This window comes from Rhodococcus sp. 05-2255-3B1 (assembly GCF_002258545.1).
Classification (GTDB): domain Bacteria; phylum Actinomycetota; class Actinomycetes; order Mycobacteriales; family Mycobacteriaceae; genus Rhodococcoides.
Map to the genome: position 1 here is coordinate 257,683 of NZ_NOZC01000004.1, position 18,876 is coordinate 276,558.

Genomic DNA, 18,876 nt, shown 5'->3' on the forward strand with positions numbered 1-18,876 from the left:
GGGACACCAGCATGCGCGCAGAACGCCGTCAGTGCAAAGAGTTATTTGCGCCGGATCCGGTCGCGCACCTCACGCATCGTGTGCGGATGAATTCCCTCGGCCGCGAGCACTCGTCTGGTCTTGCGGCGCGTGAGCAGAACTCCGGTGATCGCGATGATCCACACCGGGAACTGCACGAGCAATGCGACCCGGAAGCTGTCGAACGTGTAGCCACCCATCGCGTCGAGAATCCATCCGATCCCCGCGATCACCAACAGTGACGCCAGGAAGCCGCCGATGTTCACCATCCCCTGAGCCGTCCCCAGGTTGGCGCTCGGATTGAACGTGCGGGCGAGGTCGAAACCGATCACCGAACCGGGACCACCCACGGAGATCACCACCACGAGCAGCACCAGCAACCACAGTGGCGCAGGCCCGGGAAGCGACAGCACGATGGCCCACATCGCGGCGTTGCTGATCATGATCGCCAGCACCAGCCACGACCGCCGCATCGGGTACCGCCCGGTGAGGAGCCCGACCACGATGCCCGACACCACCGCGGCCGCCACCGACACCGTCAGCAACGCTCCGGCCGTCGACGCCGACAGGCCCTGCGCCGACGTCAGATACGGCACACCCCACAGCAACGCGAAGACCGTGATCGAGAACTGGGTGCCCATGTGCGAGAAGAAGCCGAGCCGCGTGCCGGGCCGTCGCCACACCTCGGCGATGGAGGCGAGGGTCTGTCGCAACGTCGTCGGCTCGAACACGGGAGCAGCTCCGTCGTCGGGCCGATCCCTGACGAGGGCGAGAACCAGCACCAGGGCAAGCAGCCCGAGCGCCGCTGCGCTGCCGAACGCGAACGTCCAGCCGGGTCCGTTCAACAGAATCAGGAACGGGACCGCCGAGAGCACCTGGCCGAGCTGGCCCAGCAGACCCGTCAGCTGCGAGACGATCGGTACTCGCCGGGGCGTGAACCAGCGCGGCACCAATCGCAGCACCGAGATGAAGGTGAGCGCATCGCCCACGCCGACGAACGCTCGCGCGGCCACGGCGACGGGGAGCGATTCGGTGAGCGCCAGCGTGATCTGAGCCGTCGCCATGATCAGCGCGCCCGCGGCGATCATCTTCCGCGAACCGATGCGATCCAGCAGCACCCCGGCCGGGATCTGCATCCCCGCGTACACGACCACCTGCAACACCACGAACGACGACAGCAGAGACGGCGAGACCGAGAACCGATCGGCCGCACTCAGGCCCGCGACGCCGAAGGACGTCCGATGCAGCACCCCGACGATGTAGGCGAAGACACCGATGCCCCACACCACCCACACTGTTCTCACGCGGTCACTGCCTTCACCGGACGATTGTGTCAACCCGCTGTGAAATGATCGGACTCGGTAGTACCCGAAGCAGGAATAAGGAGTGACGTCGTGGCCAAGCAGGTGTTGGTGCTCAACGGTCCGAATCTGAACATGCTCGGAACCAGGCAGCCCGAGGTGTACGGCCACGCCACCCTCGCCGACGTCGTCACCCTGTGCGAGAAGACCGGTGCCGAGCACGGTCTCACCGTCCGAGCCGAGCAGTCCAACCACGAGGGTCAGATCATCGACTGGATCCACGAGGCCCGCGGGGTGGCGTCGGGCATCGTCATCAATCCGGGCGGGTTGACGCATACGTCCGTGGCGCTGCGCGACGCGCTCGTGATCCCGGAGGTGCCGATCATCGAGGTGCACATTTCCAACGTGCATGCCCGCGAGGAATTTCGGCATCACTCCTTCGTCTCCCCCATCGCCAGCGGCGTCATTGCCGGGCTCGGGATCGACGGATACCGGTTCGCCATCCAACGACTCGCATCCCTGGTCTGACGCATCTGGGCTGACGCCGGCTCTCATCCGGCACTCAGGATCGACTGCCTAAACTGGTCGCCGTGAACACGAGCAAGAACGTCTCCAAAGACATCAAGGCCATGCAGAACGGCGACAAGAATCGTCGGACTCTGATTCAGGTCGTCGTCGCAGTCGTTCTGATCGCGCTCGTGGCAGCGATTGCCCTCTTCATCGTCAACCGAGATTCGACGTCGGGGGATGCATCGGCCGCCGGCTCCAGCGGGTCGACCGGCGCCCAGCTCACCCCCACGTCGCTCACGGACGACGGTGCCATCCGCTTCGGCAATCCCGACGCCACTACCGTCATCAGCGTCGTCGAGGACTTCCAGTGCCCGGCGTGCAAGAACTTCGAGTCCGTCAGCGGATCGACGTTGCAGCAGCTGGCCGACGCAGGCAATGTCGCCGTCGACTACCGTCCCATCTCCATTCTCGACCGGTTCTCGAACGGAACCATGTACTCGACCCGCGCGGCCAGTGCGTCGATCTGCGTCGCCGAGAACGACCGCGACAACTGGATGAACTGGCACACCGCCATGTTCGAGCAGCAGCCGTCCGAGGGCGGTACCGGACTGACCGACGACGAACTCGTCGCGATCGCCGCCGCTGCAGGTGCCGACTCCCCCGCCGTCGCGTCGTGCATCACCGACGGCAGCTACACCGATTGGGTCACCACCCAGACACAGTCGGTCCTCGGCGAAGGCATCAACGGAACACCGAACGTGCGGGTCAACGGCACCGACATCGCCAACCCGACGCCGGAGAACATTCTCACCGCCGCCGCCGGTAGCTGAGCAGCATCCGACGACCGACATGAGAACCCGCGCTGGTGCCGCTGTCTTCACCCTGTTCAGCGCTCTCGGCTTGCTCGCAGCGCTGACGCTGACGATCGAGCGATTCAAACTGCTCGAGGACGCGTCGTACGTCCCGTCGTGCAGCCTGAATCCCGTGCTCTCGTGCGGGTCGGTGATGGTGACGAAACAGGCTGCGCTGTTCGGTTTTCCGAACCCCATCCTCGGTATCGTCGCGTTCTCCGTCGCGCTCGTCGCCGGGGTGCTGTGGCTCGGCCGCGTCGAACTGCCGCATTGGTTCTGGCTCGGCATGAGCGGCGGCCTGCTGCTCGGTGAAGTGTTCGTGCACTGGCTGATCTTCGAGAGCCTGTACGAGATCAACGCCCTGTGCCCGTACTGCATGGTGGTCTGGGCGGTGACGATGCCGTTGTTCGTGCTGGCTCTGAGCCGACTGATCGGCTCCGGACCGAACAACGGCGGCACCGTCGGCCGCCTCTTCCTCGAATGGCGGTGGACGCTGCTCGCAGTGTGGTACGCAATCGTCGTCGCGCTCATCGGAATCCGCTTCTCGGACTACTGGGCATCCCTGTTCTGACAGTTTCGCAAAACTCATGAGTCGAACGTCTGCACCGTGCATGATGGGAGCAGCACCCGAGTGAGCCTGATCACAGCCACTGGCTCGGGGAAGGTCGTTCGAGTAGCAGGAGTCGATACATGGCAGGCGATCCATTCGCAGTCATCGTTGCCGTCATCGTGTCCGCCGCCGGAGTTGTCGCCGGAACCGACGCCCCGGCTCCGATTCCCGATCAGGCGGTGAAGGATCAGGCGGCCGCGATTGCCGCCGATGCCGAGGATCAGGCGAACACGATGAGTGATCAGTGGACCGAACTCCTGGGGACCCTGCCCGAACCTGCCGCCGACATCGCCGACCGCACCCTCTCCGACGCCGCCGAGGGCATACACACCGCCGCCGAACCGATGCTCCCCGATCTGCCGACGGTGGAAGACATCGAAGCAGCCGACGCGGAGGCGGCAGGCGCAGAAGCAGCAGGCACGGATACAGCCGAGGGTTCTGCGGTACCGACCGACCCGACGGCTGTTGCCGCCCTGCCCGCCGCACTGTCGACCACGTCGACTGCCGGTTCCCCCTCTGCGCCACTGCCGTTCAGTGTGTTCTCGTCGAATGCGGTGTCCACCACCGCAGCCGCCCTCGGGGCGGGTGCCGTTCAATTCGCCGGCCGGACGTACACCGCCGCCGACATCGCCACCCAGACCGCGTTCATGGCGTCGGCCGAGGCCATTCGGCGTGCGCTGTTCCCCGGTCAACCCGCCACGTTCACCGGCATCAACGTGGGCCCGATCGGTTTGGGTGCAGTGGGAGCCATCACGGCCTTCGTGCCGTGGCTGCAGAAGGCAGGCAACATCTGCGGCGGCGTCAAGGCGACGACCATCGCGGCACTGTATGCCGCCGAGAACGGCTTTCGACACGGCCCAACCGCTCCGGTCTCGAGCACCGGCGCGCAGGGACCGGGGCAGTTCATGCCCGGCACATGGGCCACGTACGGCAAGGACTACGACGGCAACGGCGTCGCCGACGTCAACAGCATCGGTGATTCGGTGATGGCGTCGGGCACACTGCTGTGCGATATCTACGGACAGGTCGACGGGTGGAAGCGGGAGGGCAAGGTGTCCGGTGACACCTTGGATCTGACCCTGGCCGGATACAACGCAGGCGCAGGGGCTGTATCGCGATCGGGCGGCATGCCCTCGGGCACATTCGATTACGAGACGCAGACCAAGCCGTACGTCTCTCGCATCCGAGCGACCGAAGCGCAGTTCGCCGCGATCCTGACGCCCTTCGCCGGACTCGACCTCACCGGAATCGGCGGCCGATCGGTGCAGTTGGCGATGGACTACCTGGGACTGCCGTACGTATGGGGCGGCGGAAACATCAACGGGCCGTCCGGCGGTGGATTCGACTGCTCAGGCCTGACGTCGTATGCCCTGTACAAGGCCTCGGGCGGGAAAGTGACACTGCCCCGCACCTCGGAAACTCAGTGGAACGTGGGCACCGAGGTCCCGATGGAGCTCGCGCAACCGGGCGACCTGCTGTTCGGAAACTTCGGCCCGGCCGGGCCGGGTCACGTGGCGATCTACATGGGCAACGGGCAGATGGTGCACGCTCCCACCACCGGAGACGTGGTGCGTGTGGCACCGGTGTTCGACGGCATGCGGGCCCGGCACATCGTCTGACAGTGCACATTCGGCCTGTCCGCGTACAGTGCCATCGTGACCAATGCACGCGTGGAACCGGCAGGCTTCGACGACGAACTGGCACCGGAGCCGCCGCCCGGTGAGGGTTTCGAGGCCAGCTGGCCGGTGCGGACCGGCGACATCGATCCGAACAACCGACTGCGGTTCGACGGCGTTGCCCGCTACCTGCAGGACATCGGCACCGACAACCTCGATGCCACACCGTTGGGCAAGACCGATCCGATGTGGATCGTGCGACGCACCGTCATCGACGTCTTCGAGCCGATCCACTTCCCGGACCGCGTCCACATGCGGCGCTGGTGTTCCTCGATGTCCACGCGATGGTCCAACATGCGGGTGGCACTGACGACACCGAAGGGTGGGCGCATCGAGACCGAGGGCTTCTGGATCAACATCAGCAAGGACACCGGAATGCCGACCCGCATCAGTGACGGCGCACTGGAAATGCTGGGACGCACCACCGATCAGCACCGGTTGCGATGGAAGGCGTGGTTGACCGAGCCGGTGCAGGCCGAATCGCCGACCGACCTCGAATTTCCCTTGCGCGCAACCGATATCGATCCGTTCAACCACCTCAACAACGCTGTCTACTGGCATGCGATCGAGGAGTTGCTGGTGGACGTGCCCGAGCTGGCTGCCGCGCCGCACCGAGCCGTCATCGAATACCTGAGCCCGGTGTTGGCGAACGAGCGTGTCACTCTGCGCCACCGCTACGACGGAGGGGCGCTCACCGTCTGGTTCGTCGTCACAGGAGCGTCGGGCGAGCCGACGGTGCGCACCGTGGCCAAGGTTGCCGCCAGAGCCTGACGATCGAGCTTGCCGCGCGGCGTACGCGGCAGGCTGTCCACGACGGCAAGCACCACCGGCAGGCTGGGACCCGGCAGTACGGTGCGTAGGTGCCGGCGAATCCGAGCCACCGATATCGGATCGTTCTGCGCAACAACGACTCCGGCCGCAGGTTCCTCGCCGGTTCGGTCGTGGGGCAACCCGACCACCCCGGCCTCGAGCACACCGGGAACTGCGAGCAGGGCTGCCTCGATCGGAGTCAACTCCACCGTGAGACCGGCCCGGACGATCGTCTCGCTGCCGCGGCCGCGCAAGGTCAGGCGACCGTCGTCGACTCTGCCGCGATCGCCGACCGTCATCCATCCGTAGTTGTCCGGACCGTTCGTCAGGGTCGTGTGGTCTCCCACTCGGCTCAGATAGCCGTCGAACAGCATGTCGCTGCGGACGTACAGCAGCTCGTCCCTGATCTCGATCTCGACCCCGTCGAACACCTGCCCACTGATTTCTGCGCCATCGCGTTCACTTCGGTCGTAGGACACGAAACTCAGCTCGGACGCCCCGTAGAAGTGTGTCAGCCCAGCGTTCGGCAGTACCGCCGCCAGCGCTGCCCTACCCGATTCCGCCCACCGCGCCGCAGACGAGAGCACCTCACGGACACTCGCCGATCGCACTCCCGAACGAGCGATGTCCCAGGCGATGGTCGGGACCGAATACAGATGGGTCGCAGCATCTTCGAGCGCCGCTGTCGGCTCCCGCAGGTCGACCGTCGCCCCCCGGGTCAGTCCGTGCAACGCACCGTAGAGGAAGTGCGTGTGATCGAGAGTACCGGGCGCGGACACCCGATCCCCCGGACCGAGATCGAACAGGGCATCGGAGCGATCCAGCGTCGCCGCCCATGACGCCTGGTTGCGCACGAACAACTTGGGCGGACCGGTGGTTCCGGAGGTGACGCCCACGAGCAACTCCGATTTCGGTGTGGGCATGGCGATGATTTCTGTCGGCCCGAGTGCAAGATCGCCCGGTGCGACCACGTTGCCTGCACCCCAACCATGCAACCGCCCGTGCTGACGCGGATGCGCGACAATCAGCGAGGGCCGGCACACCGCCATGGCGTCGGCGAATTCACGAGCCAACAGATGTCGATGCAGCAGAACGACACTCACCCCGGCACGCATCGCCGCGACGACGATCACCAAGGACCCGATATCCGACGTCGGCAGCACCGCGATGCGACTCGTGCCCGCCAACGAGCCCGCGGTGCGCTCTACCCGACCCCAGAATTCACGATAGGAGATCTCCCCGGTCGCATCGACGACCGCCGCCTCGGGACTGTCGGAATGCCGCGCTATTCGGGCGGCGAGCAACTCACTCGTCATCGTCTCTTCTCACGTCATCGTCATCCACACCGCGCGCGACGAGCGCGTCTCCCATGGCGTCGGCGGTACGGAGAGCACGCACCAGGACCGGGGTTGCCAGCGCCGTCATCGACCACTGCAGTCCGCGTGCCTTACGCGCCTGCGACACCTCCTGAACGATGGACGCGAGCAGCGGGATGCACCGAATGGCGAGGGCCAGGAGCAGTCCGATGCGATCCGGATCGACGCCGAAGCGTCGGACGGGACCGAGCGCCCTGGTGACGGTATCGAGCATGTCGGTCACCCGGGTGGTGAGGGTGACCAGAGCCGCCAGAGCGACGGAGATCACCAGCACCCCACACACCACCACAGCGCGCTGCCAGGTAGTGATGATCACCTGGAACACACCGATGATCAACAGCATCCACAGCACCGGACGTAGTTGTACCAGAGCCACTTTCGCCGGAATGCGAGCCACTGCGAACAACGCCGCGACCAGCAGCGCCACCACACCTACTTCGAGCGGAGTGCGCGCGAAGATCACCGTCGCCAGGATCGCGACGATCAGTGCCAGCAACTTCGATCCCGGACTCATCCGGTGCAGCAGCGAGGTCCCGGGCCGGTAGAGACCGATCATCCGATCAGCTCTCGGTAGGCCGGAACGGCAGCGGCGGGAGCCCCGTCGAATGCGACACGCCCGTCGTCGATGACGATGACGCGCTCGAAGCTGTCCAACAGTGCCAGTTGGTGGGTCACGACGATGACTTGCTGATCCATCGAATCCAGAGCCTGCGCGACGACGCGACCATTGCGCAGATCGAGCAGCGTTGTCGGTTCGTCCGCAACGACCACCTCCGGCCGTCGGATGAGGACCGCGCCGATGGCGAGCAGCTGCTTCTGTCCACCCGAGAGCAGGTGCGCCGGATGGTCGCGGTGCCGATCCAGACGGAACCGGACCAGAATTTCGTCCACCCGCTCGGCCACCTCGGCCTTGCTCAGGCCGGACCTGCGCAACGAGAACGCGAGATCCTCTGCGACCGTGGGCATCACGATCTGCGAATCGGGATCGGTGAACACGAAACCGACCTTCTTGCGAACCTGCGCACCCTTCTTCGCGGCATCGACGCCGTCGACCGTGACGCGGCCGGTATCGGGCTTGATCAGACCGTTGATCATCCGGGCGAGCGTCGACTTGCCCGAGCCGTTGGATCCGATGATGCCGATGCGCCGCTCGTCGAACTCGAGGTCGATGCCGCAGAGCACCTGCCGTTCCCCGAACGAGTGCGAAATGTTCTCGAACCTGACCGTACTCATACAACCTCGCTCATGTTGCTCGCTCCACCAGCATCGCTATCCCTTGCCCGCCGCCGATGGCGCAGGCCGCCAGGCCCAATGCCGGTCCTCCGGGTTGCAGCATTCGAGATGCCAACCGTACCAGTAGAATTGCGCCCGATGCTCCCCACGGGTGCCCCATGGCGATGGCCCCACCCTCCTGACAGATAAGACCCTCGTCGAGGCCCAATTCGTCCGAGACCGCGAGCACGACCGACGCGAACGCCTCGGTGATCTCGACGGTGTCGATATCGGCGATGCGCACCCCGGTGCGGGCGAGCAGTTTCTCGATCGCCGGCACCGGACCCAGTCCCGGAAGAGCCGGGTCGGACCCTGCGACCGCGCTACCGAGGATGCGCAACGCCGGCATCCCGGCTGCGCGCTCGGCCGTGGTGACGGCCAGAATCGCTGCGCCGTCGGATATTCCGCAGGAGTTGCCCGCGGTGACGGTGCCGTCGGAGGTGAAGGTGGGGCGCAGCCTCCCGAGCCGCTGAGCGGTCATGTTGGGGCGGATACGCTCGTCGGTTGCGACGTCGTTCACGGTGACGATCTCGGCCGAGAAGTCGCAGACCGCCGCGCGCGCGAAAGACTGTGCCGCGTAGGCATCTTGGCGCTCGCGTCCGATACCGCGGATTCGCGCGAGGTCGTCCGCCGCCACGCCCATGTCCGGGTCCGCGAAGCCGGGTGGCGCGAACGGCGCTCGCGTGTAGCGGACGGGTGCTTCACCGTCGACCGGTGGCCAGAATCGCCACGGGCTGGTGCTGGCAGATTCGACGCCACCGGCCAGAATCAGTGTCTCGTCGCCGCTGCGGATGCGCGACGCGGCCTGCACGACGGCGTCGAGTCCGGATCCGCACTGCCGATCGACGGTGACACCTGGAACGTCGAGACCGAGACCCGCGAGCAGCGCCGAGACACGTGCGACGTCGCCGCCGGGACCGAGGCAGTTGCCGAGGATCACGTCGTCGATCGGGATGTCGAGTGAGACAATCTCTGCCGCAACAGCTTTCAGCACAGGAGCGGCCAACTCGGGGGCGGTGACATCGGCGAAGCCATGCCCGGCGATACCGATTGCCGTGCGTTTCGCCGCAACGATGACGGGCGCATGCACAGCAGGGATCATCATTGCAGGGCCGTTCCCTGCAATGCCCCTCGAGCGATCTTGCCGCTCGAGGTGCGGGGCAGTTGCTCCACCACCGTCCACCGTCGCGGCAGTGCTTCCTTGGCCATGATGGCGCGGGCGTCGGCGCGGACGAGGTCGAGGTCGCGGGTTCCGTCGAGTTCGACTATGGCAGAGACTGTTTCGCCGAGAACCGCATGCGGTGTGCCGATCGCTGCCGCAGCTCGGACGCCGTCGAGTGCGGTCAGGATGTTCTCCACGTCCTCGGCGATCACGGTGGTTCCGCCCACGTTGATCGCTGCATCCCCGCGGCCGTGGACGAGGAGTTCGGACCCGTTCAGTTCGGCCAGATCACCGACGCCGAACCAATCGCGCGCACCCAGTGCAGCGTACGGCGATCGAACGAACAGGTACCCGTCCTCGGTGCGTGCTTCGACGTCCCGGAGCAGTCTCAGTGACGAGTGCTCGCCCACGACTCGTGCCGCCACCAGCGACAGCTCCGCCGAGCCGTAGTACTCGACCAGCCTGATGTCCTGCGCCGAGATCGTCTGCGCGGCAGTACCGTCGAGGCCGGCCCCGGCAGCGACGGCAACCCTCGCACGAGGCATCCGGCGGAGGACGTCACGGAGTACCGCAGGCACCGCATGAACGGCAGTGGCCTGCGCAGGCTCGTCGGTGATGCACGCCCCCAGCCACAGTGCATGCACCGCGGCGAACAGGTGCATCGTGGCGTGCAGCGGTCCGGTGATCAGCACGGTGTCGGTCCGTCGGATACCGGAGATGGCGGTGAACTCCGAGAAGCTGTCGACCCACGACGCGACGGTGCGAGCGAGCGGTTTCGGGTGCCCGGTGGAGCCCGAGGTCGCCACCAGCAGGAACGCGTCGGGACTCTGCTCGTCGGCACGTTCCGGCCTGATGGCCGGATCCTCGACCCGCACCGCGCTGCCCTGCCTGGCCGCCGCGAACACACAGATCAACGCCTCGGGCAGATCGAGCGCCGATGCATCGTGCACCGGGAGGTGAGGCCACTGCTCGACGGCTGCGTCGAGGTCCGTGTACGTGAGCACGCGACCCGCCCGGACGATCGCGGTGCCGTTGCCTCGACCTCCCAGCTCGAGGGTCACGCCTTGATCAGGCCCGGGTACGCACGGTGGACGCTCTTGGCGACGACGGTGGCGACGACGACCTTGGCGATGTCACCGGGCAGGAACGGTCCGTTGGACGTGACGGCGGCCCAGAGTCCGACATCGGTGCGCAGAACGAGCCCGATGATGCCGAATGCGTAGACGACCAGGATTCCGCCGACCGCGTTGATCAGCAGGCCGAGCACGATCGAGTACTTGGGCAGGATTCGCGCAGTGAGCAGGCCGATCAGGAATGCGGCCGGGATCCAGCCGATGAGGTACCCGACGGTGGGCCCGGCCACCGCTGCGAGGCCGGTACGCCCGCCGGCCAGCAGCGGCAGACCGATCATCGCCAGGGCGAGGAACACCAGGACCGCGGCCGTGCCCTTGCGGGGTCCGAGGATGGCACCGGACAGGATGATGCCGAGGGTCTGCAGGGTGATGGGCACACCCGAGAATCCGACCGTGATGGATCCCGGCAGGCCGAGCGCGGCGATGAGTGCTGCGAACACTGCGATCTGCGCCATGTCGCGGGCCGAGACGTTCATTCGCCCGACCTTACGGCTCGGCCGGCGAGTACTGCGGTCTACATCTGACACGGGTGGCTCCTCGAGGAGTGGGACGGTGACCTGTCCCAGAGACTTGAACGGCGTTCAAGGTAGCAGGCCAGAGGCCCGTGCCACACCGGCGCGGGTGTTCTTCAGAAGGGCGGAGGGTCGTATCGGGTGCGGTCGTACCGAACACGCGCATGGACGACACGACAGTGTTCGAGGTAGGCCCGCCTCTTCCCTGCGAGCTTCTGCCTCTCGTTTTCCGTTGCTGCACAACGAAAGTCCTCGAGTGTCGGCGGTGCACACCCGCTGTACTCGAGCTCCCAACGGGTGGGTTCGGCCGGGGACACCGACGTCCCGGCCGATGTACTTTTTCGGCGGCGGCGGCGTCGGAGAGGCGAGGCGATCGAGAAGTCCGGCAACGAGACCGCACGTAGACCGACAGAGTTCGACCACAGAATCGCCCCTCCGGCGAGCATCACCGCCGACCACGCCCCCGAGGTCTTCGCCTGATGATGGAACACGCACACCGGCTGAAGATTGGTCACGATCGTCCAGCCGCCGCGCTCGGGATCGTCGTGATCGAACGGAACCAGATGATCGATCTGGCACCGAGCCGACGGCACGTCGCAATTCGGAAACGTACAGGTGCGATACGCAGCCCTAACGAACGCGACGACGCGGGCACCGGGCCGATACGTCACCGCCGACTGCGACGGAGCCGACTCGCCGCCATGACCGTCGGGAAAGATGCCGCGAGCACGCTCGGGCTGTTCGTCAATCCATGCAAGCCACCGTGCAACGAGCCCATCGCGGACAGACTCCTCCCCCAATAGCGGGACTGCACATGGGAGGCAGTGAGCGTCCACGAGGCGCACGGACGGAAGCTCGGCGGCACCACGCACCCGGCCCATGCCGACGACCCGACGCAAAAGCGGCGGAGCCGTCGAGAACGGCCCGAACGGACTCGACACAGAACCAGACACATCGCCGCTGCGGGAGTCGGCACGGCCGGGGCCGAAGCCGGCATCACTGTTCGACTGCCCGCGGCCGGAGTCCGAACCACCATCGGGGCGTTCCGGGGCCGGTCCGTCGGGGCTGCACGTGCTGCCACCACCGGCGAGAGGGCCACCAACGTCGGGGCTGCACGTGCTGCCACCACCGTCCGGGCCACCATCGTCTGGACCACCGTCATCGGGGCCATCATCGTCCGGACCGCCGTCATCGGGGCCACCGCTGTCCCGGCCGTCATCGTTCGATCCGTCGTCGCCCGAATTTCTCTGTCCGGGTTTCAGCATCTCGACCAGCTCGGTGAGCAGCGCCTGCCATTTCGCGTCGGCGGCAACGAGGCGCACCACTTCGGGGTCGATAGGTGTGCCGTCGGCGAGGGTTGCGGGCTCCGAGGACAGCCCCAGCAGCGTCTCCACCGCCACCACGATCTGGAGGAGATGCCCGCGTCGAGGAGGGATATCGTCGGCAGCGCCGGCCACCGGGCAGTCGTCGCCGCGATCGCACTGACACACCAGTGAATGCTCGCCGTGCAGCAACGCCATCAGACCCGCGGCCCGCAGCGTGCCCGTCGATCGTGGGTCGCGCTTGCAGACCGTCCCGACGATCTCGACGATGAGTGCGTCCGCTTCGGCTGCTTCGAGATCGGTGATCTTCGCAATGAGCGATGCGATGCCGCCCGGACCGGTGCGGTCGATCCGCACACCGACCTCCTCGGACTTCGCGGTCTCTCGGGCAGCTGCGGCTCCCACCGGATCGGCTTTCATCCACAGCCGCCAGATCCGGTTGCGCAACGCCTGCGGACGCATTCGGCCACCCGCCGCACAGACCTCGTACTCGATCGCTGCAATGGCCTCGTCACCGGCGCGGTGCAGCACCGAGGTGATCGTGACCACCGTCGACCAGTCGAAGCTGCCGGTCACGAATCGTAAGGCGGTCAACGGCATTCGATGCAGACGCTCCGCGACATCGTGCACAACGGACGCATCGCGACGCGTTCCGGTCATCGTCACGGCGAGATCGCACAGGGCACCGCGGACGGTCTCGCCCGGATCTCCGCCGTCGGCTTCGGCTGCTTCGAGGCGCATCTCGAGCACGTCGCAGTACGCGAGCACGGTCGCCGCCTTAGCAAGGTTCTCGTTGACACGGTTGAGTGCAATGACGTCGAGAAAGCCCGCGATGCAGTCGTCGACCGGCGGCGTCTGCGCCACCCCCACCCACCGTTATCGAACATACATTCGATAGTACGAGAGGGGTCCGACAAGAAAATCCGACGAACAACACGAGCCGTAGCGGTACAACTACAACCGTGGCCGGCTACACGATTCGCGAGATCCGCCCAGGCGACGAAGAACAGCTCGGTGCAGCGCACGTGGCGATCTGGAAAGCGACGTACGCGGGAATGATGAACAGAGCCAAGCTCGATGCAATCCGCCCTCGCGACCGCATCGAACGATGGGAGCAGATCATCGCCCGCCGCGACGAGCAGTCGAGCCGCGGCGTGCGGACCCGCTGCGCCGTCGACACCAGTAGTTCACGCATCGTCGGTTTCGCCACCGGCGGACCACCACGCGACGACGATCCGCCGGCACCGACCGAACTGTGGTCACTGAACGTCGTGCCCGAGCACCACGGCACCGGAGTCGCAACAGAACTCATGGCCACCGTCGTCGACCGGGAGGCATCGACATACCTGTGGGTGGCAGCGGCCAACGATCGTGCGGTGGCGTTCTACCGCAAACATCGATTCGAGCTGGACGGCACCGAGAAATTCGACCCGATCTGGGAGTGCCGCGAAGCCCGCATGGTCAGGGCTTGACGGGCGGCTCTCGTCTGGACTCGTCGGGGTCGAGTTTCTCGGGGTTCAGGACCACCTCGGCCACCACCGGAGTCGTCTCGACGGTCGCATCGCCGTACCGAACGGCCACCGTGTTCGGCAGGAACGCCTCCAGCGCACGCGGGGTGAGCCACCACAGCAGCGCCGCGAACAGGATCAGAATGTTGATCCACTGCAGAACGGTCGCCGAATTCTCGGATGGAATCACTCGATCGAACACCTGAATGTTCATCACCAGGCCGTGGACGGCGATCAACACCCACAGCCGCCGGTAGCGGTAGAACACCCAGACCGCCGCGGCACCCCAGCACAGTGCCCACAGAAATCCGCCGCCACCGAAGTACATGTAGAGGAGGCCTCGCATCGTCGCCGACAACGCCATGATCGCCCAGATCGGGAGCCGGCCCACGAGCAGCAACACCGGTAGCGCCACCAGAATCGGCTCCTCGCGTAGGCCCACGGTGAGAGCCGAAACTACTGCGAGCCAATCGGATTCGACCGAGGCCGGAACCGAGAAGCTGAATCGGACGATGTCCATGCGAGACAAGACGAGCAGCGCAGCAGACGCGGCACCGATCGCCGCGCACCAGGTGAGCGCGGCCTCGAGCGCAGTGCCGCGACGCATCGGCCACACCGCGGGCAACGTGCGACGACGAACGAAATACACCGCAGCGATTGCCGCCGCCCCTACCGCCACCTGCACCAGACCGACCGCAAGGTCCATCCATTGATCCGACAACGTGAGTACGGGCGCAGGTGCATTCGGCTCGCGGAAACGCCACAGCGCACCCACCAGGCCGATGAAGTAGACGACGCCCCAACCGGCCACCAGGCACAGAATCATCACCGTAGTACCGGCTGCAGTCAGGCCTCGCCGGCGCGAGTGAGCCATGGCATTCGCATCAAGACTGCTCGCCACCAGGTCACCACCATCCACTCAGCACCGCATCGCCTGTTATCGAACAGCTGTCGACCCCCGGACCTGTTTATCACGGGGGGACCGAAAATTCAGTACCGTCGCGGGGATGTGAGTCACCGTCGACCATCGCGGTCCGGTGTGTCGGTCGAATCCTCGCGTCCGAAAATGTCGTCGCGCAACTCCCCGACAATTGCTCGCCTGCCGGTGGCGCGCCGCGAGTCCCATACGTCCACCACAGCGAGGACCATCAGGACACAACCGAGTGGTCCGCCCTGGAACCAGAACACCCGCAGGTCCCAGAAGAACAGCGCCAAGACTGCCCCGACGACCATCATGACGATGCTGCGCGCATCGGTTACCCGAAATTTTCCTGCCCTCATGACCCATCCTTTCCTCGAGTCGACCGGGGCCGACGTCACACCAGGTTCATCTCGATGGCCGCATCTGCGACCAGCAGCGCACCCACGACGAGCAGCACCGTTCCCACCATGTCCTGGCTCCAGCGTTGGACGCGGTGCATCAGACGCCGCTGAAGCGACGGAAACTGTTGCGATGCAGCCACTCTGACGGTTAGCAGAAGCAGAGCAGGCAGCAGGGTGATGAGTACGTAGACCGCGAGAATCGAGACCGAGAACGCCCGTCCCCGGCCGGACGCGGCCACCGCGTCGATCGCGGCGACGTAAGGCAGCATCGTCGCCACCTCGACCGTGCCCACTGCAACAGCGAGGAGGGCCACCCCTCGAGCGCTCGCCGGTGCCCGCATCCACCACGTAGCGCTCGGGCGTCGACGTCGCCGATCGCAGACGAGGCCCGCAACCAGAACGACCACACCCACTGTCATCCGCACCCACGCATTTCCGGGCACGGCATGGGCCATGGACGTAAGGGTCACGTCTTCGAGCAGCGTCAGCAGCATGAGCCCGACCCCGAGATACAGCAGCCCCAGCACGCCGAGGTGCACCAGTACCACTCGAACTCGAAATGACGGCCGCAGCATCATCCAGAGCGGAACCGCAAGGGTCCCGACGCCGATGCTGTCCACCAGCGCAAGCCCGATCAGCTGAATTGACACAGCTGTACCGTAACAGGATTTTGGCACAGCTGTATGAAAAAGATTTCTTCGTGCTAGAACAGACCGATGCCGAAGATCGTCGACCACGACGCACGCCGGGCGGAGATAGTCGCCGCCGTATGGCGCGTCATCGAACGAACAGGAATGGACGGGGCGACGGTACGCAGCGTCGCCGCCGAAGCCGGCGTGTCCCCCGGATCACTGCGGTACTACTTCTCCGACCAAGGAGAACTCGTCCTGTTCGCGGCCGAGGCCATGACGCAACGCGTCGTAACGCGGCTGGAGGCCCACTCCACCGAGGGCGACGGCCTGGCGCGAGCTATCCGCGTCCTCGAAGAAATGCTGCCACTCGACGAGGACCGCCGCGCCGAGGCGTCGGTGTGGCTCGAAGCGATCGTGCGCGCCAGAGTCGACGAACGACTCTCCACCCTCAAGACGGCCGGGTGGTTCGGCAGCCGGTATCTGTGCCGACTCGCGTGGGCACACCTGCACGACCTCGATCGACCGAACTCCCCCGCCTTCACCTTCGACACCGCCACGGACGAACGCGCGGCTGCCGAACTGCACGCCTTCGTCGACGGACTGACGTTGCAGGCAGTGACATATCCCGAGCAACTCGCGACCGAAGAGGTCCGTCGAATGCTGCGGGACCACCTGAAGACGCGGCTCTAGGCCCTCTTCGTAGCCGCGACGAATCCGGCCCGATCCGTTACTCGAGGTAACGTCGATGGGATGCATGTGTCCGACCGCCTCACCGACCACGTTCCCCAGCGCTGGCTCGAGCCCCTCGTCAAGCACGCCGAGGCCCTCAAGTTCCTCATCGTCGGAGCGATCACCTTCGTCGTCACCGTCGTACTGTTCTTCGGCCTGAAGTGGACGATCCTGCAGGACAAGCCGGTGACAGCGAACGTTCTGGCCGTGCTGATCGCGACGATCGTGTCGTACATCCTCAACCGGGAATGGTCGTTCACAGCACGCGGCGGACGACGTCGCCACCACGAGGCAGCGCTGTTCTTCGCCGTCGCCGGAACCGGCCTGGCAATCAACCAGCTACCGCTGTGGGTGTCGAGTTACATGCTGGATCTGCGGTCGCCGAACGTGTCCTTCCTCACCGAGAACATCGCCGACTTCGTCAGCGGGTCCATCATCGGCACGTTGCTGGCAACCGCTTTCCGATGGTGGGCGATGCGCAAGTTCGTCTTCCCGGAGCAGGTGGACGTTCTTCCCGATCCCGCCGCCCTGACCGTTTACGGTGGACGGCATGGCGACCACTAGGACCCTCGTGCTGATGAGGCACGGCAAATCCGGCTACCCCGACGGAGTACCGGATCACGAACGCCCCCTGGCCGCCCGCGGCCAACGCGAGGCGGCGCTCGCGGGAGCCTGGATCGGCGAGCACGTCGGCACAGTCGACGCAGTGCTGTGCTCGACGGCTCTGCGCACCCGCGAGACCCTGGCTGCTACCGGTCTCGGCGAGTTACCCACCCGCTTCGAGCGAGACATCTACGGCGGATCCGCCGACGAGATCATCGACGAGATCCGGTTGGCCGACACCTACTTCGACGACGTGACGGTATCGACCTTGCTGGTCGTCGGGCACGAACCCGGAATCCCCTGGACCGCACTCGAACTGGCGGCCGACGACGACACCGACCTGGCCCGCGAGGTGCGACACCGCTTTCCCACATCGGCCATCGCAGTGCTGACCACCGAGGCGTCCTGGGCAGAGTTGGCCGCAGGCTCGGCAACCATCACAGAGTTCTGCATCCCGCGCGCCGATCAGTGATCAGTGCTTGTCGGTAGTCAGCGACGCCCGGCGTAGAGGTACCGAACTCCGCCTGCTGCGATGAGAAGCAGCAGGAACGCGGGGAACCCGAGCAGCCACCAGACCAGTCCCGCTACCGCCAGTACTGGCACGGCGGCGATCAATGCGATGCCGGGGTTCTCGCGCACCGTCTCCAACGCGGACTGTGCGTGCACTCTGTCGATCTTCTTGCCTGCCATGACGGACTCCCTGTCGCCTGCGTGTCCTGTATGCGTAATTCCACAGTAGCGCGTTCGGCTACGACTTTCGGTGGAGAGCCGCGTCGTACCTTCGGCCGAACCACCAGGTACGACGCCTCCGCGGGGGTATCGCAGCGGCGTCCGCTGCGGTGAGATCGGGTCCATGAACAATCCGATTCTGCTCACCATCGCGATCTGTGAGGTCGGCTTCTGGGTTCTGGTGATCGGCGGGCTGTGCCTGCGCTACCTGGCACGCATGCGACGCGCCAGCACGATCACCCTGGCTCTGCTCCCGGTCCTCGATGTCGTCCTCGTCGCCGCGGTGGCACTCGACCTACACCGCGGCGGGGAGGTCGAATTCGCCCACCGCCTCGCGGGGATCTACCTCGGCTGGACGGTCGTATTTGCACACTCCACCGTGGCGTGGCTCGATGCGCGGTTCGCGCACCGATTCGCCGGTGGACCCGCACCGGTCAAGCCCCCGAAGACCGGCCCGCAGGCCTACCGCAACGAGATTCGGGGATTCGTGAAATGGCTGTGCGCCGCCGCCATCGCGCTGGTGATCACCTACGCATTGGCCTACACCGTGGCAGACTCGGAGCAGGCAGCAGCGCTGAAGACCGTGATCCAGCCACTGGGCGTCATCACGTTCTTCTGGTTCGTCACCGGACCGCTGTGGGTGCTGGGTTCCAAAACTGCAGGTACGAAGAGCTCGAGCTCGAAAGATGCGGCAGGAGAACGGAGTCGACTCTGATGCTGGGTGGTGCTCGGGTGCCGGCTGGTTCCAGGATGCTGCGCAGGTTCAGACCCGCGTGGCGGCCGCGCAATCCCGTGGTAC

The 18,876-nt window shown here is 65.8% G+C and carries 22 protein-coding genes; 10 read left to right on the top strand and 12 right to left on the bottom strand.

Features of this window, described 5'->3' with window-relative positions:
• Nucleotides 1–41: 41 nt before the first annotated feature.
• Nucleotides 42–1,322, bottom strand: coding sequence for a nitrate/nitrite transporter (locus CH249_RS03370; protein WP_032393993.1), 1,281 nt, complete (start codon nt 1,320–1,322; stop codon nt 42–44).
• A 90-nt stretch (nt 1,323–1,412) separates the two neighbouring features.
• On the opposite strand from CH249_RS03370, the gene aroQ reads away from it, so the two are divergent.
• From aroQ to CH249_RS03395, 5 genes are all read left to right on the top strand, one after another.
• Nucleotides 1,413–1,847: a type II 3-dehydroquinate dehydratase gene (gene aroQ / locus CH249_RS03375; protein WP_032393992.1), complete on the top strand. Its 435-nt coding sequence runs from the start codon at nt 1,413–1,415 to the stop codon at nt 1,845–1,847.
• Between the two features lie 62 nt (nt 1,848–1,909).
• Nucleotides 1,910–2,659 (top strand): thioredoxin domain-containing protein, encoded by a 750-nt coding sequence (locus CH249_RS03380; RefSeq protein WP_254923996.1) that lies wholly within the window; start codon nt 1,910–1,912, stop codon nt 2,657–2,659.
• A gap of 19 nt (nt 2,660–2,678) precedes the next feature.
• Nucleotides 2,679–3,251 (top strand): vitamin K epoxide reductase family protein, encoded by a 573-nt coding sequence (locus CH249_RS03385; RefSeq protein ID WP_032393990.1) that lies wholly within the window; start codon nt 2,679–2,681, stop codon nt 3,249–3,251.
• Nucleotides 3,252–3,370: 119 nt separating this feature from the next.
• Complete coding sequence (locus CH249_RS03390; RefSeq protein WP_094682187.1) at nt 3,371–4,909, top strand: NlpC/P60 family protein; 1,539 nt, start codon at nt 3,371–3,373, stop codon at nt 4,907–4,909.
• Between the two features lie 36 nt (nt 4,910–4,945).
• A complete protein-coding gene (locus tag CH249_RS03395; protein ID WP_371828352.1) occupies nt 4,946–5,737 on the top strand; it encodes an acyl-[acyl-carrier-protein] thioesterase in 792 nt (263 codons plus the stop codon).
• On the opposite strand, the gene CH249_RS03400 is transcribed toward CH249_RS03395, so the two are convergent.
• The 7 genes from CH249_RS03400 to CH249_RS03430 form a co-directional block, all read right to left on the bottom strand.
• A complete protein-coding gene (locus tag CH249_RS03400) occupies nt 5,641–7,092 on the bottom strand; it encodes an AMP-binding protein (RefSeq protein ID WP_094682188.1) in 1,452 nt (483 codons plus the stop codon). The two genes, CH249_RS03395 and CH249_RS03400, sit on opposite strands and share 97 nt — an antisense overlap.
• Nucleotides 7,082–7,708: an energy-coupling factor transporter transmembrane protein EcfT gene (locus tag CH249_RS03405; RefSeq protein WP_094682189.1), complete on the bottom strand. Its 627-nt coding sequence runs from the start codon at nt 7,706–7,708 to the stop codon at nt 7,082–7,084. The genes CH249_RS03400 and CH249_RS03405 overlap by 11 nt, the downstream gene beginning before the upstream one ends.
• Nucleotides 7,705–8,385, bottom strand: coding sequence for an energy-coupling factor ABC transporter ATP-binding protein (locus tag CH249_RS03410; protein WP_032393986.1), 681 nt, complete (start codon nt 8,383–8,385; stop codon nt 7,705–7,707). Before CH249_RS03410 ends, CH249_RS03405 begins: the two co-directional genes overlap by 4 nt.
• 10 nt (nt 8,386–8,395) lie before the next feature.
• Entirely contained in the window at nt 8,396–9,529 is a 1,134-nt protein-coding gene (locus CH249_RS03415; RefSeq protein ID WP_094682190.1) for a thiolase family protein, read from the bottom strand.
• The gene (locus tag CH249_RS03420) at nt 9,526–10,647 is read right to left on the bottom strand and encodes an AMP-binding protein (protein ID WP_094682191.1); all 1,122 of its coding nucleotides are present in this window, start codon (nt 10,645–10,647) and stop codon (nt 9,526–9,528) included. Before CH249_RS03420 ends, CH249_RS03415 begins: the two co-directional genes overlap by 4 nt.
• Nucleotides 10,644–11,195: a biotin transporter BioY gene (locus tag CH249_RS03425; RefSeq protein ID WP_179273056.1), complete on the bottom strand. Its 552-nt coding sequence runs from the start codon at nt 11,193–11,195 to the stop codon at nt 10,644–10,646. The genes CH249_RS03420 and CH249_RS03425 overlap by 4 nt, the downstream gene beginning before the upstream one ends.
• A 152-nt stretch (nt 11,196–11,347) precedes the next feature.
• Nucleotides 11,348–13,417 (bottom strand): HNH endonuclease signature motif containing protein, encoded by a 2,070-nt coding sequence (locus CH249_RS03430; protein WP_094682192.1) that lies wholly within the window; start codon nt 13,415–13,417, stop codon nt 11,348–11,350.
• A gap of 98 nt (nt 13,418–13,515) precedes the next feature.
• Between CH249_RS03430 and CH249_RS03435 the strand changes: the two genes are divergently transcribed.
• A complete protein-coding gene (locus tag CH249_RS03435; RefSeq protein WP_094682193.1) occupies nt 13,516–14,025 on the top strand; it encodes a GNAT family N-acetyltransferase in 510 nt (169 codons plus the stop codon).
• On the opposite strand, the gene CH249_RS03440 is transcribed toward CH249_RS03435, so the two are convergent.
• From CH249_RS03440 to CH249_RS03450, 3 genes are all read right to left on the bottom strand, one after another.
• The gene (locus CH249_RS03440) at nt 14,015–14,935 is read right to left on the bottom strand and encodes a CPBP family intramembrane glutamic endopeptidase (RefSeq protein ID WP_094682230.1); all 921 of its coding nucleotides are present in this window, start codon (nt 14,933–14,935) and stop codon (nt 14,015–14,017) included. The genes CH249_RS03435 and CH249_RS03440 overlap by 11 nt on opposite strands.
• A 140-nt stretch (nt 14,936–15,075) precedes the next feature.
• Nucleotides 15,076–15,342 (bottom strand): hypothetical protein, encoded by a 267-nt coding sequence (locus CH249_RS03445; protein ID WP_045201033.1) that lies wholly within the window; start codon nt 15,340–15,342, stop codon nt 15,076–15,078.
• Between the two features lie 35 nt (nt 15,343–15,377).
• On the bottom strand, nt 15,378–16,034 hold the full coding sequence (locus CH249_RS03450) for a GAP family protein (RefSeq protein ID WP_179273054.1): 657 nt from the start codon (nt 16,032–16,034) through the stop codon (nt 15,378–15,380).
• A gap of 66 nt (nt 16,035–16,100) precedes the next feature.
• On the opposite strand from CH249_RS03450, the gene CH249_RS03455 reads away from it, so the two are divergent.
• The 3 genes from CH249_RS03455 to CH249_RS03465 are packed head-to-tail and all read left to right on the top strand — an operon-like array spanning nt 16,101 to nt 17,820.
• On the top strand, nt 16,101–16,706 hold the full coding sequence (locus CH249_RS03455) for a TetR/AcrR family transcriptional regulator (RefSeq protein WP_094682195.1): 606 nt from the start codon (nt 16,101–16,103) through the stop codon (nt 16,704–16,706).
• Nucleotides 16,707–16,766: 60 nt separating this feature from the next.
• Nucleotides 16,767–17,309 carry a GtrA family protein gene (locus tag CH249_RS03460; RefSeq protein ID WP_032393981.1) on the top strand — a complete coding sequence of 181 codons (543 nt, stop codon included), beginning with the start codon at nt 16,767–16,769 and terminating at the stop codon, nt 17,307–17,309.
• Nucleotides 17,296–17,820 (top strand): histidine phosphatase family protein, encoded by a 525-nt coding sequence (locus tag CH249_RS03465; protein WP_094682231.1) that lies wholly within the window; start codon nt 17,296–17,298, stop codon nt 17,818–17,820. The genes CH249_RS03460 and CH249_RS03465 overlap by 14 nt, the downstream gene beginning before the upstream one ends.
• Nucleotides 17,821–17,837: 17 nt before the next feature.
• Here the strand turns inward: CH249_RS03465 and CH249_RS03470 are convergent, their stop codons facing one another.
• Nucleotides 17,838–18,038 (bottom strand): hypothetical protein, encoded by a 201-nt coding sequence (locus CH249_RS03470; RefSeq protein WP_032393980.1) that lies wholly within the window; start codon nt 18,036–18,038, stop codon nt 17,838–17,840.
• A gap of 163 nt (nt 18,039–18,201) precedes the next feature.
• Here CH249_RS03470 and CH249_RS03475 point away from each other — a divergent pair, with 163 nt between their 5' ends.
• Nucleotides 18,202–18,792, top strand: a complete 591-nt coding sequence (locus CH249_RS03475; RefSeq protein WP_256988074.1) for a hypothetical protein — start codon at nt 18,202–18,204, stop codon at nt 18,790–18,792.
• The last annotated feature ends 84 nt before the right edge of the window (nt 18,793–18,876 follow it).

Bases quoted from the DNA above. Each gene is read 5' to 3' on its own strand.
- CH249_RS03385 (WP_032393990.1), top strand. From the start codon at position 2,679: ATGAGAACCCGCGCTGGTGCCGCTGTCTTCACCCTGTTCAGCGCTCTC.
- CH249_RS03390 (WP_094682187.1), top strand. From the start codon at position 3,371: ATGGCAGGCGATCCATTCGCAGTCATCGTTGCCGTCATCGTGTCCGCC.
- CH249_RS03400 (WP_094682188.1), bottom strand. From the start codon at position 7,092: ATGACGAGTGAGTTGCTCGCCGCCCGAATAGCGCGGCATTCCGACAGT.
- CH249_RS03405 (WP_094682189.1), bottom strand. From the start codon at position 7,708: ATGATCGGTCTCTACCGGCCCGGGACCTCGCTGCTGCACCGGATGAGT.
- CH249_RS03410 (WP_032393986.1), bottom strand. From the start codon at position 8,385: ATGAGTACGGTCAGGTTCGAGAACATTTCGCACTCGTTCGGGGAACGG.
- CH249_RS03415 (WP_094682190.1), bottom strand. From the start codon at position 9,529: ATGATGATCCCTGCTGTGCATGCGCCCGTCATCGTTGCGGCGAAACGC.
- CH249_RS03425 (WP_179273056.1), bottom strand. From the start codon at position 11,195: ATGAACGTCTCGGCCCGCGACATGGCGCAGATCGCAGTGTTCGCAGCA.
- CH249_RS03440 (WP_094682230.1), bottom strand. From the start codon at position 14,935: ATGGCTCACTCGCGCCGGCGAGGCCTGACTGCAGCCGGTACTACGGTG.
- CH249_RS03445 (WP_045201033.1), bottom strand. From the start codon at position 15,342: ATGAGGGCAGGAAAATTTCGGGTAACCGATGCGCGCAGCATCGTCATG.
- CH249_RS03455 (WP_094682195.1), top strand. From the start codon at position 16,101: ATGCCGAAGATCGTCGACCACGACGCACGCCGGGCGGAGATAGTCGCC.
- CH249_RS03460 (WP_032393981.1), top strand. From the start codon at position 16,767: ATGCATGTGTCCGACCGCCTCACCGACCACGTTCCCCAGCGCTGGCTC.
- CH249_RS03465 (WP_094682231.1), top strand. From the start codon at position 17,296: ATGGCGACCACTAGGACCCTCGTGCTGATGAGGCACGGCAAATCCGGC.
- CH249_RS03470 (WP_032393980.1), bottom strand. From the start codon at position 18,038: ATGGCAGGCAAGAAGATCGACAGAGTGCACGCACAGTCCGCGTTGGAG.
- CH249_RS03475 (WP_256988074.1), top strand. From the start codon at position 18,202: ATGAACAATCCGATTCTGCTCACCATCGCGATCTGTGAGGTCGGCTTC.